The sequence below is a fragment of the Lyngbya sp. PCC 8106 genome (assembly GCF_000169095.1).
Classification (GTDB): Bacteria; Cyanobacteriota; Cyanobacteriia; order Cyanobacteriales; family Microcoleaceae; genus Capilliphycus.
Genome location: NZ_AAVU01000034.1, coordinates 20,072 through 37,270 on the forward strand (window position 1 = coordinate 20,072; position 17,199 = coordinate 37,270).

Below are 17,199 nucleotides of genomic sequence, written 5' to 3' on the forward strand. Positions count from 1 at the left end.
ACTTGAGTTGTAGATGATAATTTTGTGTAGGTAATCGCGTCGAAAAGAAGCTTATGTTGATGTGAAAAAGTTGCCTAAAAAAAGAGCTTTACAAGCGCCTGAAGTGGTTATATGCTACAGGTTACAAGCCTCTGCGCGAGAGAAGAAGACAAACGCCAAAAACCACCACACAGCACTCACATTCGGGAGATGCCCCCGGGAAGCACCAAAATCGTATTTGATCCCGTCAACATCTATAAACGACTCATTCACTCGCCATCCAACCTCATCGCAGAATTTGTACCATATTGTATCACCTGGATAGTTGCCATCGGGTTTTCCGCCACAGTTGATGTAGATTTGCTTCTGCACACTAAACCCGAAGCGTCCGTTACTATATTTTACCCAAAGATGATCGATAATTCGCAAGTCCTCACAGGGGAATTGATTGATATCATCAACATTCAACCATCCCGCTTTTGTTCTTCCCGCAACTGCTAACATTATCTTAGCGGTTTCTTCGTCTGCTGCTTTCCAGTTTCCCGACTCCAAGAAATCTTTTAACTTGCTATAATTCCAACCCGATGAAGATTTCAGAGGAATTTCTTCTCTCTTCGGCTGTTTTTTTTGTTCGTCTTGAATCGGCTTTAATGGAGATTCAATAGCTTCTTGAATTTTCGTCTCTTGTTGTGACAGAAGTTCGGAAATACTTGGCTGTGATTCTTCCCGAGTTAAACGGTCAATTTTTTGATTAATTTCGTCCAACTGGGATTGAAGATTAACCCATTGCTGCTGATTTTGTTCTTGAGTTAAACGGTCAATTTTTTCAACAATTCCGTCCAACTGGGTTTGAAACTGAGAGACAATCATTTGAGAACGTTCCCAAACCCGTTTTGCGGCTAATATTCGTTTTTTCTCCTTCTCCAAAAACTCGGGCGGAATTTGACCCAACACGGGCGGATAAGGAGTTAAATCGTAACCGCAAACCGAACAAATTTCGATGTCGTTTTCCGTGTGTTGTGTTTCGCAAACGGGACATTTCATAACTTGAGTTGTAGATGATAATTCTGTGCAGGTAATCCCGTCGAAAATAAGCTTATGTTGATGTAAAAAAGTTACCCAAAACAAGCACTTGACAAGCGCCTGAAGTGGTTATATGCTACAGTTTACAAGCCGCTGCGCGAGAGAAGAACGCACCCACACCCCCCAAAACCCAAACCAAAAACTAGGGAGATGCCCCCGGGAAGCACCAAAATCGTATTTGATCCCGTCAACATCTATAAACGACTCATTCACTCGCCATCCAACCTCATCGGTAAATTTGTACCATATTGTATCACTTGGAAAGTTGCTATCGGGTTTTCCTCCACAGTTGAGGTAAATTTGCTTCTGCACACTAAACCCGAAGCGTCCGTTACTATATTTTACCCAAAGATGATCGATAATTCGCAAGTCCTCACAGGGGAATTTTTCGATATCATCAGCATTCAAGTATCCCTCTAAAGTTCTTCCCGCAACTGCTAACATCATCCTAGCGGTTTCTTCGTCTGCTGCTTTCCAGTTTCCCGACTCCAAGAAATCAATTAACTTGGTATAATTCCAATCCGACGAAGATATCATAGAATTTTCTTCTCTCTTCGACTGAAACTTCGATGCGATCGCTTCAGCTTCAGCAACTTTTATTTGAGAACGTTCCCAAACCCGTTTTGCCGCTAATATTCGTTTTTTTTCCTTCTCCAAAAACTCCGGCGGAATTTGACCCAAGACGGGGGGATAAGGAGTCAAATCGTAGCCGCAAACCGAACAAGTTTCGATGTTGTTTTCCGTGTGTTGTGTTTCGCAAACCGGACATTTAGCCATGTTTTTTCACCTCAATTAAAACCATAAAAACCATCGAAAGTTTGGTGGTGTTGCGTTCCGCTTTGCTTAACCCAATCTACTAAAACTCACTAGAAATAGTATTGCATTTTCCGAATGGATTTGGCAAAGAAACCCTGTTTTTTCTTCTGGAGGGTTCCCTAACTCCAAAGCGGAATATCTTCTAACGCAAAGGTTCTCAAGCCGTCCCCCGTTAAATTCTCCCGCACAATTCGACTTTTTAACCCTGCAACCATTTTCTCATAAAACTTACGAACATCGCGACCATTCCCAAAATTTTTCCCCCGATTTTCATAGGCAAAAAGTAGAATATCTCGCACCCGTTGACCAACAGCTTCCGGACAAATTCTGTTGTCTCGGCGACACATTCCCAAAAAGATATTATAGAGGTCATCTCCGGTATAATCGGGGAAGTGAATTTGTTGGGCGATGCGAGACTCCAAACCGGGATTAGCGTCTAAAAATTCCGCCATTTCTTGGGAATATCCCGCCACAATCACAACCAAGCGATCGCGATAATTTTCCATCAAAGGATTCAAGGTATCAATCGCTTCCTGTCCAAAATCCTGGCTATTTCCCCCCCGAGATAAGGAGTAAGCTTCATCAATAAACAACACCCCATCTAACGCCGACTCGACAACTTGGGCGGTTTTTTCTGCGGTATGTCCGATATATTGTCCGACCAACTGACGGCGATCCGCTTCGACAAACTGACCTTTTTTTAGCAGTCCCAACGCCCGATAAATCCGCCCAATTAAACGGGCAACGGTGGTTTTTCCCGTTCCCGGATTTCCCGAAAATAATAAATGTCTGGTTTCGATTTCTGCGGTTTTTAACAGTCCCGCTTCTTGTAATTTTTGGTTGGCGATTTGAATCTCAATCAGTTGTTTAACCGCCCGTTTAACCGAATGCAATCCCGTCAAATTATCCAGATCTTCTAAAAGTTTTTCTAAGGTTTCTTTGTCCTGGGTTCCCCGTTGGGCGAGTTCCCGATATTGAGGGGGTAAATCCGCAATTTGAAAGGGTTCGTTCACCGCATCCAACCCCGATTCTATCACCCGATGGCTTCGCAATTCATCCATTTCATTAAACAAATTTTCCACCAATCCCGCATTGCCAAAATTTTGATCGCGGTTGTCGTAAAGTTGTTGAAAGAGGTTCGTGAGACTGGCTTCTAAATCGGGAGAAATGCGACATTTTACCCCCGCTATCCTTTGGCGAAATATCGTTAAAAGTTCTGCGGGGGTGTAATCTTCAAAGAAAATTTCTGTTGCAAACCGACGGGATAAACCGGGGTTAGAATTGATAAAATTATCCATCGGTTCGGGATATCCGGCCACAATTACCGCCAGACGTTCCCGTTCGTCTTCCGTCCGTTTTAATAGGGTATTAATCGCCTCTTGTCCAAAGTCATTTTCTCCCCCTTGAATGAGGGTATAAGCTTCATCAATAAATAACACCCCATCGAAAGAACTATCAAAGGTTTCATTGGTTAAAATAGCCGTTCCTCCGACGTGTTCCGCAACCAAATCTCGCCCCCCTCTTTCGACCAAATGACCCCGCTTTAACAGTCCCAAATCTCGATAAATTTCCCCGATTAATCTCGCTACCGTTGTCTTTCCGGTTCCGGGGTTTCCTTTGAATACTAAATGCAGTCTAGGGGGTTCGGTGGAAATGCCCTGTTTTGCCCGATTTTGAGCGACTTCTAACGCCCGCATTTTTCGCCGAATGGCATCTTTTACCCCCCGCAACCCGACCAATTCTTCCAGGCGTTCTAAGGCGGGTTTTGTGCTAAGATTTCCCGATAACCAATTTTGTTGTTTGGCGACGTTTATCGAGAGTTCGGGGGCGGCTGCAAAGCGATCGTACCAAGTGTTAAGGGGTTGATTTTCGGGGGTAATTGCAGTTATTAATTTATCGCGAGTTTCCCAGTCTGCGGGTTTTTGATGAACGAGTCGAAAATAATCCCAAAGATGCTGTAATTCGGTTGCGGTGGGTGCGGAAAGTTGTACAATATTAAAGGTGCGTTTATCTCGATTTTGTAGCCAATTGGCGAGAAAAGTAAAGGCGATATTGGTACAAAATTGTTGGAGTTGTTGTTGGTTGTGATGGTGAGAAATAAATAAACAAAGGTTGCGGTTTGTTGGCGGAAGTTTTGCCCAAATCCCCATCCGCCCAAACAGTTCTCGACGGTTATCAAACATCCGCAAATCTTCCACATCGGAAAATACGATGGCACTTTTGTAGCGGGTATCTTGCAGGAAGTGTTCAAAGTAGCTAATACATTGAATATCTGAAATAGGATTGCGGCGATTTGTTGGGGGTGTGGGTTGATTTGGGGTTGGGTTTGAGGTTGAATTTTCTGGGGCTGTTTGTCGCCCTAACAAGCGGCGCCGTTTTCCCAATGGCCCCCCTTTTACGCCCATTTCGTTGGTCGAGGATGGCGGAGGGGTTTGGGGTTGGAGTCGGGCGTTTTGGAGGGAGTTTTGATCGAGAAAATACAGTTTATTAATTCCCGAATAAAAGACGATCCGATTAAAGCCTTGATTTTGCAAGTAACGGTGCAATACTTGTTCGATATCTTGCAATAATAAATCGTCGGTACAAAAGCTGTCTGCTGTATTTGTTCCGTACAAAACGACAAAGCGATCGCCTGTTTGTAAGTTTAATTGATTTGTAACTCGTTCAACCATGATTTTACCTCTATTTTGTTTTGACCTCTACTCCTAACCTCTAAAACCCCCCTTTTTAAGCGGGGAAGGGGGGATCAACCCAGGTTAGTTATAAACTGTTAAGCTGTTTTTGAATTGTTGAAACATCCTCAAAGTAGGTTTTGAGTTGCTGTTTTTTTGCTTCCAATTCTTTGATAATTTCCGGGGCTTCTGCTTCTCGGGTTTCTCGTTGTTTCAGCAACCGATCAAACTCAGCTTGAAATCGGTTAATGTAGTCCTCTATTTGACGTTCGGCAATTTTAAAGTCATCTTTCACCTGTTGTTCAATTGCTCGTTTTAGCAGTCCTTTGGTTAGCTGTGATTGTGCGTCTATTTTTTTATGAATTAGATTTCGAGTTAACCGCAAATCTATTTCATAGTAAGAGACCGTTTCTTCATAGGGAACATCGACTTGATAAACTTTATGTGAGTTACAGCATTGTTTTTCGCTTCGTGTTTCTTTGCGGCTTCGCATAAAAACTTCCTGTTGGTGAGCCACTTGCGCGTCAATTCCAGCAAACTCAAATTTGGGAAACTGGATGTTATTGCAGTTGATTTTGATGTCCAAGCTTTCGCCCAAAAACTTCGATAGTTCATTAGAAATCGCTTGAACATCTTTTTGAATTTTACTCGCTGATTTTGTGCGGATGCTTTCCCCCTCCCGAACCAGTTTATCTTGAGTATCCAGCCACCAGCTTTGAATAACTGGCCCGCAGTAATCATTAATCAGTTTTTGAATTTTTTCGGCTTCCTGGCGAGTTTTACATCGCAATTTATAGGGGTCTGGACTGTTGGCTTCAAACAGTGATTCTACGCCTTTTTTCAATAAGTCAAGTAAAAAGATTCCGGTTGAGGAATCGTTACTTTTTTTTCCCGAACTCTTTTTTTCGGCAACTCGCTCAATTTCCTGACCGATCTTTTTTTTGGTATCCTCCGAGAAGCGATCAACTTCGGTGAGAAATTTTTGAACCAATTGTTCGGTATTGTTATTAACCGACTGTTTCACATTTGCAACTCGATTTCTTGCAGTTTGAGAACGAGTTTTATATTCTTCAACTTTTTTCTTTAAGTTTGCGAGTTCAGTTTGCCAACCTTGAATTTCAACGTTTAACGTGTCTTCAATTGCGTTTGCAGCTTTTTGAAGTTTTGCCAAAACATCCGTCAGCAAATTTAATCCCGAACTTTTCACCACTGTTTGAATAACAGATTGTTCAATCACGGGAATACAACTATCTTCTAAAGACAGTTTTGCCGCTTCAGAAAGTTTGGGATAATAATAGTCACCGTCTTCATCTTCTTTGGCATATCGCCCCAAAAAGAAGTTTTTAAAATCCTCTTTGTGTTCGGGTGTGGCTGCTTTTGCTATCAACAGTTTAGCCAGTAATCCCTGCAATGAACTCGCCGGATAAATCATAGGTTCGGGAATGCCAAAACCTTCTAAAGAGTGCCGCAAATCAGCAATGATATTGGATAACGGGCGATCGCCTGCTGCTCGCCGATCAGTTTTGTTGAGAATAAAGAAAACTTTATCTCGACTTTGGCGGAGAATTTCCTGCCGTTCTTTCAAAATATTCAGTAATTCTTCATTCGTATTATCCTTAAAACTGGAATAGTCAAGAACGAACAAAATAACATCACAATTTCGGAGGGCTTCCAAAGCGGTTCGTTTGAGAATTGTGGTGTCAAAACTTGCAGATTCCCATTCATTTGGCCCCGGAGTATCCACCAAATTAAACCCTTTCAAACAAGGAATATCTGCAATCGCTTCTATCGGATGTTCGAGTTCAAAGCGAATAACATCATCTGGGTTTTGTGTCTCGCGAATATTTCGGGTGCGTTCCAAAAACTTCTGTTTAATAACGGTCGCATCTCCCGAAGCCAGAACAATGGGCTGTTTAATTCCGTCGCGATATTCTAATAAGCGGGGCGTTTGTGAGGGTTCAACGGGGCGAATATCCGTCCGGCAAACGGTGCAAGCTTCCGACTCACTCGCCAACACATCCGCACCAATTATCGCATTGATAAATGTACTTTTTCCCGCTTTCATTGCGGCGATAACTGCTACTTGATATCGCTGTTCTTGCAGCGCGATTAAAGCTTTTTGTAACTCATTTTCTAGGCTTTGAAGTTCCGGGCGATCGCTTCCTTGGGTTTGTTCACCAGTTCGCAATTCTCGCAGATATTGTAACAGACGGTTTCCGGTATCATTCAAGCAGAAATATACTTCTTGAAAGGCTTGAGAGGTCATGGTTTTTTCTTGTTTGTTGTGGTTGGCTATGGAACGGGCGATCGCTATTTGATCTTCGAGGCGTTGTTGATGTTGATTTTGCTGTTGTTTTTCCGCCCATTTTTCCCTCGCCCATTTGAGTTTGGCTTGTTCCTTTTCTACGATTTCTTGGGGGATTCCTCCTAAGATTAAAGGATAGGCTTTTAAATCCCAACCGCAAGCGGTACAAAAGTTAACCGTTCCTTCGACATATTCTTTGCTACAAACCGGACAATTTACCATGTTTTTGTTCCTAATTCTGGAGGTGATTAGTTCACCTATTTTGACCTCTCCCCCAACCCCTCTCCACCTCTCCCTAACCCTCTCAAAAGGTGTCCCTGACGGAACTATTGATAAATGGAGAGGGGAGTAATAGGAGGTTGGTGGGGATCTTACGACTGAACCGAGCGCTTTTTGACTTCTTCTAAATTCTGATATTCAGCTTTTGGTTGTTCGTTGCATTCAACCTCGCCAACCCCTTGAACACCTGCATCATTTAATAGTTTGAAAATGGCTTCGGCGTTTTGGCGGGTGGCTTGTTCGTCTATTAAAGTATCGCTGAAACTATTAATAGAAATCGAATTCGCCCCAAATTCTGACTCGGGACTAACCACCGTAACAACTTCATCGCCGGCAATATTTTTCACCTTGACAACGTAGGCGTTTCGCTCGTCTTCTCCCTCGTAGGTATCATCAACGAGAGTGTAACCCAAACCCGTCAAAGTTTCGACAACTTGATCGGCAATTTCCGCCCGCATTTGTGACCCCAAAATCGATAATTTTGCCTGTTCGAGTATCTCGCCTAAAATCGGTTGCTGCTGCGTAATTTGTTCGCAAATCGCTTTCAGTTCTTCGGTAGTGAGGGTTGATTCTCCCTCTAAAAGTTGGGTTTCAAGCCGACTCAATTGACTTTCGTATTCGCTCAAACGTCCCTTCGTCCAATAGTCTACTTCCACTTGGAAGCGTTCGGCTTCGTTCCCTTCTCCGACTTCAATTTCACATTTTCGGTTGGCTTGAATTTCGACGATTAAACTCCGCAAATCTGTTAGGGCGGCTTGATAATAAAGTTCCCATTCCCGTTCTTTTTGTTCGAGTTCTAACCGCAAATCCGCCAATTTTAAATAGGTTTGCTGAGAAGTTGCGATCGCCGATTCAAAAACCCCAGCTTGAATATTGCCATTTGCAATATCTAAATCCCGGCGCAAATCCGCCAGCTTTCCGGGTGCAAACCGTTGATGTTGATAATCTCGAGCAATTTGTTGCCAAACCGTCTCGACATCCGCCCACAAATCTTTGGCTAACTGTTCTTTTTGTTGGCGTTCGTCTTGCAAATCTTTAACGACTTGTTCGATTTTTTCTTGAAGGATTTGTTGCCCTTTTTCTCTGGCTTGACGCTCCCGATCAACAAGCTCCGTAAATTTGCGATCCTGTTGTTCAAATAAGCTTAAATATTCCCGGCGTTGCTGTTGTAAACGCTGGCTGGTTTCCTGCTCCAAATTTTTGATTCCGGTTCGCAGTCCCTTGATTTCCTTTTCCTGGCGCTGGCTGCGCTGTTCTAGGGGGGCGAGGCGCTGCTGAAACTCCCGTCTGGCTTGCTCTCGAACCCCGTTTAACCGTTCCGGGAGATCCTGTTGAAGCGATCGCAAGCGCGAGTCTTGTTCCCGCAGACGTTGCAGTTCCCGTTCCTCGACTCGCGTGTATCGCCGCTTTTCACCGCTCATTTGTGACTCCTATTTTTGAGATGAGTTGACAACGAACAATTAATGTGATTATCTATTTGACAATGAAGCTCGAATAGTAGATTTCAATTCCTATTTATAGGATAATTTTTTTGGGGAGATTTAAACACCGTGAAATTACGGAACTTTCTCGTTTCTTGAAAGGGGGCAAACAAGAAATGTTTATGGGGACTACTCCGTAAATACCGATCCTAATGACAGGTAAGATTTGAGGAGCGGGATATTCTTTTTTAAAAGTTTTAAACTAAACGGATTTTACTCAAACTTAGTTTGGGGGTTAATTTAGGAAAATACCACAATTTTTAATCAAAAACTTAGAGATTTTCAGAAAGCTTTTAAATCAAAATAAATTGAAGTATCTAACGATTAACTTTCGATAAAATTGACCTAATCTCACTGATTGACTTCAAGGGATTTTAGGGATATTCTAGAAATAAGAATAAATTCTGAGTCGGGCTTGGTCAAAGCTGATGCCGAATCAACTAAAAACCGACTCGCCAATCAAACAACCCACAAAAACTCGCCCTGCAAAGCGATCGCGTAATTTTCTAAACGCTTGATAAGTCATCACACAAAGGAAGTTCAATCACAGGCTTCTGATGATGACTCGTTTGCCATACATTATCCTTTATTTTAACTGAGAACCATGAAAAGAAATACCAACTTTACAACACAAATTAACGGCATTCCCGGTAAAGTTGTAGGGCTGACTGTTGTGCCAATACAGGGAAGTTGCAGCCTCCAATTGGTTGATGATTTCTTAAAAAACAAAACTCAATCCTTTTTTGGGTTAGAAGAATCAGAAACCCTAACCCCCGTTCAAGATGTCCGAACGATTGAAACCGGAGAAGGTTGTACTTGGTGGTTATTTTGGATTGGAGTTTTGACGTTATGGATAATGATAGGAATTATTTTTATTGTGTTGGCTTTTGTGGTGAAGCAGCGATGGTTAATTGTCTATACCAGTCGGGCGAATTTAGTGGTTTTTAATCGAAATAAAGAAAAAATAGAGCAGTTTAAACGGGGAGTGGTAGAAGCAATGCTCTCTCAAAATAGCAGCAAATCTAAAGTTTCAGACAGTTCGTTAAAGCCGCCAACTCCACCCCGTCCGCCCGTTTTATCTAAAACTCAACTCTAAAACATTCAGTTAAACGCCTTACGGCATCAGAGGTCAGAACAGATTGGCTCGTAATATCTTGTATTAGAATCAATGTACAATTGGTACGGAAAATCAATTAATTCTCTGGTAAAATATCTTTTTAAGAAGTGCTATCTATTGTATGAAGATGATGCTATACTTGTGATTTGACAGAAAAAAATTGGGTATAGTATAAAATTGCTAGTAAAATTTTACAGGAGATCATATTGATGGGTCTGAAAGCTTTAGACCTGTTTTGCGGAATGGGTGGTTTATCTTGGGGACTAAAGTCTACGAGAAAAATTGAACCGATCTGGGCAGTAGATAATTGTCAAACCGCCCTTAACTTATATGAACTTAACTTACCTAAAACTAATTTGCTCAATCTAGATCTGTCCAGACAGTTAGATGTTACAAGTTTAATTGAAAAAATTAACTTTAATGGAGGAATAGATCTGATGGTAGGCGGCAGTCCTTGCCAAGGGTTTACTCAAATTCGTAATGGTCAAGATTTGACCTCAAATCCTAATAATAATTTCGCTATTACCTTTGCTAAAATTGTCAAAGCATTAAACCCTATTGCATTTATCTATGAAAATGTACCTCAAATAGAAACTTATAAAGTTTTCAAGGATTTTTTAGCCGAGTTTGAAAGAGACAAAAAATATAAAATTAGTTATCGGGTACTAGAAGCGGTGAATTTTGGTAATCCTTCTCGTCGAAGTAGATTGTTTGTAGTGGGATTCAGGTCAAATCTTGGGCGGATTCCAAATATTCCAACAGGTTTAGATATTTCTCCCCGTCAATTTTGGCTTAAAAGGAAAGAGCAAGATGGAAATATTTTTTATTTATCAGGACTATCGGAACCCTGGTATTCTCTATTACTTGAGCCGAATAACTGTCAGTTAGTTAATGTTGAGCAGGCTATTTCGGATTTACCCGTTTTAACAACTAAAACCATTGGTATTACACGTTCCTACGCAAGTTCACCTCGAAGTATTTATCAAAAGTGGAGCAGACAAGACATCATAGAAACAGATGGTCATGTTGTCCCCCAAATGCGACCTGAAACAAGAAAAAGGTTAAAAGAAATAGTTGAAGGTGGAAACTGGCGAGATTTACCTGAAGCCCTAACTTATAAAATTCCGTATAAGTTAAATAGTGGAAAGCTTAGGCGAAATCATTATAGTGCTTATCGTCGCTTACTATCTAAAGGACATAGCCCTACTGTACAAGGACATTCAGATTTTGCATATCATTATGCTTATGAAAGATCGCTTACACCTCGCGAGTTAGCTCGATTGATGAGTTTTACAGATGACTACAAACTAGGACATCAATATTACCCTGTTGTTAAAGCCATTGGAAATGCTGTTCCTCCCATAGTTTCTAAGGCGGTTGCATTATCGTTGGTGGAGCAGTTAGAATGAGCGCACAAACCAAACATCAAGCAATAAATATAACAAAAAAATTAGTTGAATTTCAAACTTTTGTTGTCGGACAATAATTGACATCAGATTGACTTATTAACGGCAATATTATTGTTGTGTAGAAGTGAAATATGGGGTATAATTCAGATCACCTCTACTGTATCAGGGAAATATTAATTCAGTGGCTATATCACTGCTTTCTTGGGCTTGAAATGATGCGCCTATCCAAGCATAAGGGGATTTTTTTGTAGATAGAGTTATTCTGATTTCAGAATGCTCGGGGACAGATCAACCTTTGGCAGGACAATAAATAATGACAAATTCTTCTGCTTTTTTTACACCAACGGAGCCAGAATCAATTCTGAGAGATGAGGGTTTAAATGTACAAGATCCTGACAGACAGGAAAAACATCTAAAATTTGTGGAAAGCTTTTACAAAAGAATTCACGATCATCTTACAGGAATTTCAGAGCATCGAAGCTGTATTAGAGGTTCAACTGAACCAAGACGTTTAATACCCACTGGCTACCTGTCTCCAACACCTGACGCCACCGTACCCTACAGCAGTCAACAACAGAATAATTTTCGCCCCAGTAATTGCGGCTTAGTAATTAATTTAGCACCGGACTGGGAGAACAGGTCATTACCGATTAAATTAAAAATTCATTTTAGTGTTTTCCTACCCAAGCTCGATTTAAGTAAAGTTGAAGATAGGTCACTGCGCCCGATGTGGCAACGTTTTGATATTAGTGCTGATATCAGTTCTAGTATTCAAGATTTAGTAATTTCTCATTCTCAAATGCTGGCAAAACTAGATGCAGAAATAGCACAACAGCTAAAAAGTGTAACTGAAGCACATCAAGCCGATCCAGCAGCTTGGTTATTTGGACTGAATTCAACCATTGATGATTTGAGTCCTTCAGAAGTTAACTGTGCAAAAGAAAACCTCAAAGGATTGCCAGCAGAATTACGGCGGCGCGCCAACAAAAAAAAGACCAAAAAGAACGCCGATTTATCTACCGAGATCGAGGTGAATCCCGGGGAGGTTTCACCCGTTCAATTCAAAGTAAAGGTGGAAGCTCAAAAGCGAAATCTAGGGCAACAAACTCGATTGCGCCTGTTTCTTAGAAATCAGAGTCAAAAAATAAATGGTGGTTTTACCGATCCCAGAGATACAGGTTTATTTGGGGCTTATTTAGAAGCAGAAATTCCCCCGGCGATGTGGAAACCTGTAGAACTCTCTCGCTTTCAAATCTCTTATCAAGTTGACTCAACTGTTCCTGCCCAAGGAATTAACTGTACACCAGGATGGAAGGAAAACCAGGATACAATTCGTATCTGGACTGAGTTTTTACCGATCCATTGGCAAAAGAGACTTTATACGGCGGGAATTCAAGCTCCTTTTCAGCGTTTATCTTCATCAGATCAAGATGATGATCTTCAGGTACTCCAAGCTATTTTACAAAAAATGCAGGAATACCAAACCCATTGGCAAGCGCTAATTAACCAAAAACATCCTCAGACAGGAGGAACAGAACATCATGCTGAAGCCCAGAAAGATTTAGATAATTTTCAACAAGAAATTGAAAGGTTTGAGTTAGGTATTCAAGTTTTATCAGAGTCTAAATACTCTTGGTTGCGACGTTCGTTTAATTTGATGAACGAGACATTTGCTGAGATTGATGATCAGCGCCAAAAGCGAGGAAAACCTGCTTATGAAAACTGGCGACCTTTCCAAATTGTTTATATTGTTTCTAATGTAGCTGCTTTAGCTGCACGACAATGGAAGGAAGATTTCAATAACAATCCCTTGGCACAGATTGACCATGCTGCTGTCGTTCATTTTCCCACTGGCGGAGGTAAATCTGAGGCCGTTATGGGATTGATTCTGACTCAATCCTTTTTTGATCGTCTGCGGAGTCGAGATTGGGGTGTAGTGGCGTGGTTGCGCTATCCTTTGCGTTTACTGACTTATCAACAGTTGCAGCGTTTTCTAGATACGCTAGTTGTTGCTGATGAGGTGAGAAAAAAGCAACCTGATTTGGTTAAAACTGCCGAATTTACAATCGGTTATTACGGGGGACGAGACAACAGCCCCAATTCTCTCAAGTCTGTTCCTAATGAGCTTGAAAAGTATATCAAACCAGCTAAAAATAAAATGCAGAATGCTCTGGGAAAGACTCCGAAGTATTTAACTTTAGCAGATGTTGGCTATTACGTTCCTGAATCAATTCAGCAGTATCGCATGGTCATGCGCTGTCCCTACTGTAACTCAGAAGAAGTTCACACTTTTATTGATGCACAAACTAAGGAACTCCGGCATCGTTGTGGTTTTGTAGAAAAAGATAAACCTTTACCGACAGGGGCTTGTGGTCGTGAAATTCCACTCTATATTGTCGATGAGGATATTTACAGCCAATTGCCCACTTTATTAGTTGGAACTCTTGACAAAATTGCCAACATTACTTTTCGCCCTGCCAGTCGGACTTTATTTGGTGCTGTATCGGATATTTGCTCTGTACATGGTTTTGCAGCAAACAATACTTGTCACAAGCAAGATTCAGTCGGTGGATGTACTCGCAGAGACTTAAAATCACTTTCTGCTCCCCCTGTTGATGCTGGTATTCCTTTGATTTTCCAGGATGAATTACACCTACTGCGAGAAGAATTAGGGACGTTTGATGGTCATTATGAAGCTCTCATTGATGCCATTCATCAAGAACGAGGTGCAAACCGTCCCAAAGTTTTAGCCGCAACCGCCACCATTGAAGGAGCAGAACAACAAACAAAACATCTTTACTGGCGAGATTTGTCTCAATTTCCGGTTACTGGGCCTGCGCGTGGACGCAGTTTTTATGCAAACGAGCATAGCCGTTATGTAACCAGGGGGTTTGTAGGATTGCGTCCAACCTCAGCGAATTCTCTAGATGCAACAATGGCGTTAATATTAGCGCTGCGAACTGAGTTGGAGATTATTCGCAGCGATCCGGGTAAGTCTAAGATTGAGTATTGCCTGGATTCTTTAACCGACGAAGAATTTTTGCAACTAATTGATGACCATGATTTGTGCTGTACCTATGTTAATTCTAAAAATGATGGTTCCGATATTCGACGGTCTATTAATGAACAGGTAAAGGGTGGACTGCGAGAGGAATTTGGAGAGAATAGAGCTAATGCAATGCTTCCAGAAGCAGTTACTCTCAGTGGAGATGATGGAATTGATGTGGTTAAGGAAGTTCTCAAACGGATGGAGACTTCCCAAAAGGAATTAAATTTTAATGATCCGCAACGACTTTCAGATGTGGTTGCAACCAGTTTAATCTCTCATGGGGTTGATATTGACCGACTCAACTTAATGCTGTTTTATGGGTGGCCGAATACAACGGCAGAATACATTCAAGCATCGAGCCGTGCGGGACGAACTTTTCCCGGCTTAGTATTTATTTTATTCCGGCCTCAACGCGCACGGGAACGGGCAATTTTCGACTATTTTGGCAAGACCCATGAGTATTTGGATCAAATGGTAGAAGCTGTTCCCATTGACCGCTTTGCTCACAATGCACTCTATCGCACAGCTTTTGGTTTGCTGTTGGGTCGGTTAATTCATATCGATGGGCCGGGGGCGCGACCAGGAAATCAACAGATTGACCTAGCCCAACTCGATAAATTGGATAAATTGCAGGAATTAATTAAAGGAATTGGTGGAGGGCGATCGCCTATTGATATCAAGGTTATAGTCGAAAAAATTTCAGCAACGGTTAATCCAGATCATTTACCCCAAGGAGAAGTTTTTCAAACTCCACTCAGTCAGCTAGAAGAAGCGTTTGTCTCTCAAATTGAGCGTATTGTACAAGACCCAAATGAAAAGAATTTGGTAACTTTTGGATTGACAAAAGATGATATTGCTCACGGCTTTCGGTTGTTGTTGTCCTTGCGTGACGTTGATGCTGGGATTAATATTCGAGGATACTAATTATTCTACTTTTAGGAAAATCTATGAATCAATCATCTTACACCCGTTCTAAAGGTCAAGTTCTACACCGTTTTGAACCCGGAAGTGTAGCCACTATTCCGGTTGGAACAATTGAAATTAAACGTCATTTTGCGCGTCGAGTTGATAACATTGGGAAAAAATTACAAGATGCTGTTCGCCAAGAAGTTTATCGTTGGGAACATAAAGATGCTCTGATGATGAGATTTGAAAATCATACGGCAGAATGTGTTTTTGTAACGACCCAATCAGTTGATGGAAAAAAATTAGAAGTTCGAGAATGTGCAAAGTGCGGAGCTATCCGTTATCTGAAAAAATGGAGAGACGATAAAGAAGCGCCTTGTCATCGCTGTCAACATCCTACTTTAAATGCAATCCCCTTCGTTTTTGCCCATGCTGATGGCACAATGATTCAATTAACCCCAGTTGAATGCTCGGAACACGGCTTAGATTACTTAGTTTTAGAAAGAGGAACTCAAAAACGTTGGCGATGTAAAATGAGTGGATGTAGTCATGCAGCGACAATTGTCCGTCCTTTGTCCAAAAATTCTCTTATGAAGCGGTCAGATGTGGTGGATTCTGTAGAAAGCAAAACGGGAAAGCCGCCCAATCAAATGATGACTTTAACAAATGTTTCTGATAATAAGCTTCAGGTGGTTCATTCTATTTCTCGAATTAATCCCACCTCAAATGTTGAGAAATTTCTCGGTTATCCAGAGTCACTTGAGACTCTTTTAGCCATTCATCTGGGCTACTTTAATGCTCAAAGTCAAAATCTCTCTGAATTTACAGAAATGATAGGGGTTGTTGGTCAAGGAACTCAGGAAAACCAAAAAGAATTAAAGCAACTCATTGAAACATTAAAACTAAGTGGCTTAGATGATGCAACAATCCAAACCATCTTAGACAACAATAAAAAAGTTAAAGAAAGTGATGCGGGAGGGGCGATTGTTGGCAAGTTAAGACAATCACTCGCGAAAGTTTCTTCAAATGCTAAGGATATGTTAGGAGATGTTGAGGCGGAAAAAGAGGCACGCGATCGCCGAGAAAGTTTGACAACGGCTCAAGATAATGCTATTAATCTGCGAGAACAACTCAGTGACTACGCCGTTATTTTGGATCTACAGCGTGAAAGTTTAGATGAGGCTGTCACTCGCCTGGGTAATATTAATTCTCTCTTTTGTAACAATCTTTCCGACGCAGGAAACTTGATGAGAAAGAGTCTGGGAATTAATCAGATCACGGTGATTCAAGACTTACCTGTTTTACATATTGCCTACGGCTATACTCGTCTTTCTCACCAACCAGAGGCGGCGGTTTTATGGGCATTTGACCGAAAAAACTTCGATTTGGCTGGTGATGAACCTGCTGAAAACTGGATACCTATGCCTATTTATAAGCTCAAAACCGAGGGACTGTTCTTTCAGTTTGATGCCCAACGCATTGTTAAATGGCTCCATGCGAATAATTTAGCCCCAGATCCAACTACTATCCCCGAACCGACACTTTGGCTTTTAGAACATCACAGTCGGGTTACAAGCCGTAGCGGTCCCGCTTTTGATGATAATCCTTCTCCAAATTTTTTAATTCCCTGGTTGGTGAGTTCGGCACTCCACAGCGCCAACCATCTTTTAATTAAAGCGATCGCCGATCAAAGTAGCTTCGGAGAAACGGCTTTGTCCGAGCATCTTTTGCTGAGTCTCAACCAAACTATCATCTTTGTTAACCGCCTGCAAGAGTTTTCATTAGGAGGCTTGAAAACTTTCTTCGAGCAACGTTTAGACCAAGCTTTCAAAAGTCTATTGGAAGAGCGTGGTGATTGTATGTTCGATCCCGACTGTGAAGAAAGATTGGGTGGGGCTTGCGCCGGATGCTTACAGTTGCCAGAGGTGGTTTGCCGTCTTTTCAATAATGCTCTCAGCCGTATTTTACTTTACGGTGGTCAAATTAGTGCGGACATGGAGGGAGTGGAAAAAACGCTTTGGCCCGCTCTATCTTCTATCGTGGGCAGAGAACAATTCATCGGTTTTTGGGATAGCAACCTGGATTAAAAGTTAAGCAAATCTA

At 41.6% G+C, this 17,199-nt stretch carries 9 protein-coding genes; 4 read left to right on the top strand and 5 right to left on the bottom strand.

The window, feature by feature from the left end; all coding sequences use genetic code 11:
* Nucleotides 1-114 precede the first annotated feature (114 nt).
* From L8106_RS20410 to L8106_RS20430, 5 genes are all read right to left on the bottom strand, one after another.
* On the bottom strand, nt 115-1,023 hold the full coding sequence (locus L8106_RS20410) for a GUN4 domain-containing protein (RefSeq protein ID WP_009786335.1): 909 nt from the start codon (nt 1,021-1,023) through the stop codon (nt 115-117).
* Between the two features lie 108 nt (nt 1,024-1,131).
* Entirely contained in the window at nt 1,132-1,839 is a 708-nt protein-coding gene (locus tag L8106_RS20415) for a GUN4 domain-containing protein (protein WP_009786336.1), read from the bottom strand.
* A gap of 158 nt (nt 1,840-1,997) precedes the next feature.
* On the bottom strand, nt 1,998-4,550 hold the full coding sequence (locus tag L8106_RS20420) for an AAA family ATPase (RefSeq protein ID WP_009786337.1): 2,553 nt from the start codon (nt 4,548-4,550) through the stop codon (nt 1,998-2,000).
* Between the two features lie 88 nt (nt 4,551-4,638).
* Nucleotides 4,639-7,077, bottom strand: coding sequence for a dynamin family protein (locus L8106_RS20425; protein WP_009786338.1), 2,439 nt, complete (start codon nt 7,075-7,077; stop codon nt 4,639-4,641).
* 149 nt (nt 7,078-7,226) lie between these two features.
* Nucleotides 7,227-8,555, bottom strand: coding sequence for a hypothetical protein (locus L8106_RS20430; RefSeq protein ID WP_009786339.1), 1,329 nt, complete (start codon nt 8,553-8,555; stop codon nt 7,227-7,229).
* 664 nt (nt 8,556-9,219) lie between these two features.
* Here L8106_RS20430 and L8106_RS20435 point away from each other — a divergent pair.
* The 4 genes from L8106_RS20435 to L8106_RS20450 all read left to right on the top strand — a co-directional run bounded on the left by L8106_RS20435 (nt 9,220) and on the right by L8106_RS20450 (nt 17,183).
* Nucleotides 9,220-9,711 (top strand): hypothetical protein, encoded by a 492-nt coding sequence (locus tag L8106_RS20435; RefSeq protein ID WP_009786340.1) that lies wholly within the window; start codon nt 9,220-9,222, stop codon nt 9,709-9,711.
* 230 nt (nt 9,712-9,941) lie between these two features.
* Nucleotides 9,942-11,141, top strand: coding sequence for a DNA cytosine methyltransferase (locus tag L8106_RS20440; RefSeq protein ID WP_009786341.1), 1,200 nt, complete (start codon nt 9,942-9,944; stop codon nt 11,139-11,141).
* 313 nt (nt 11,142-11,454) lie between these two features.
* Nucleotides 11,455-15,114 (top strand): helicase-related protein, encoded by a 3,660-nt coding sequence (locus tag L8106_RS20445; RefSeq protein WP_009786343.1) that lies wholly within the window; start codon nt 11,455-11,457, stop codon nt 15,112-15,114.
* A gap of 23 nt (nt 15,115-15,137) precedes the next feature.
* Entirely contained in the window at nt 15,138-17,183 is a 2,046-nt protein-coding gene (locus L8106_RS20450) for a hypothetical protein (RefSeq protein ID WP_009786344.1), read from the top strand.
* Nucleotides 17,184-17,199: the final 16 nt, after the last annotated feature.

Excerpts from the sequence above, each read along its gene's own strand:
- L8106_RS20445 (WP_009786343.1), top strand. The coding sequence starts at position 11,455 with ATGACAAATTCTTCTGCTTTTTTTACACCAACGGAGCCAGAATCAATT.
- L8106_RS20415 (WP_009786336.1), bottom strand. The coding sequence starts at position 1,839 with ATGGCTAAATGTCCGGTTTGCGAAACACAACACACGGAAAACAACATC.
- L8106_RS20410 (WP_009786335.1), bottom strand. The coding sequence starts at position 1,023 with ATGAAATGTCCCGTTTGCGAAACACAACACACGGAAAACGACATCGAA.
- L8106_RS20440 (WP_009786341.1), top strand. The coding sequence starts at position 9,942 with ATGGGTCTGAAAGCTTTAGACCTGTTTTGCGGAATGGGTGGTTTATCT.
- L8106_RS20450 (WP_009786344.1), top strand. The coding sequence starts at position 15,138 with ATGAATCAATCATCTTACACCCGTTCTAAAGGTCAAGTTCTACACCGT.
- L8106_RS20435 (WP_009786340.1), top strand. The coding sequence starts at position 9,220 with ATGAAAAGAAATACCAACTTTACAACACAAATTAACGGCATTCCCGGT.
- L8106_RS20420 (WP_009786337.1), bottom strand. The coding sequence starts at position 4,550 with ATGGTTGAACGAGTTACAAATCAATTAAACTTACAAACAGGCGATCGC.
- L8106_RS20425 (WP_009786338.1), bottom strand. The coding sequence starts at position 7,077 with ATGGTAAATTGTCCGGTTTGTAGCAAAGAATATGTCGAAGGAACGGTT.
- L8106_RS20430 (WP_009786339.1), bottom strand. The coding sequence starts at position 8,555 with ATGAGCGGTGAAAAGCGGCGATACACGCGAGTCGAGGAACGGGAACTG.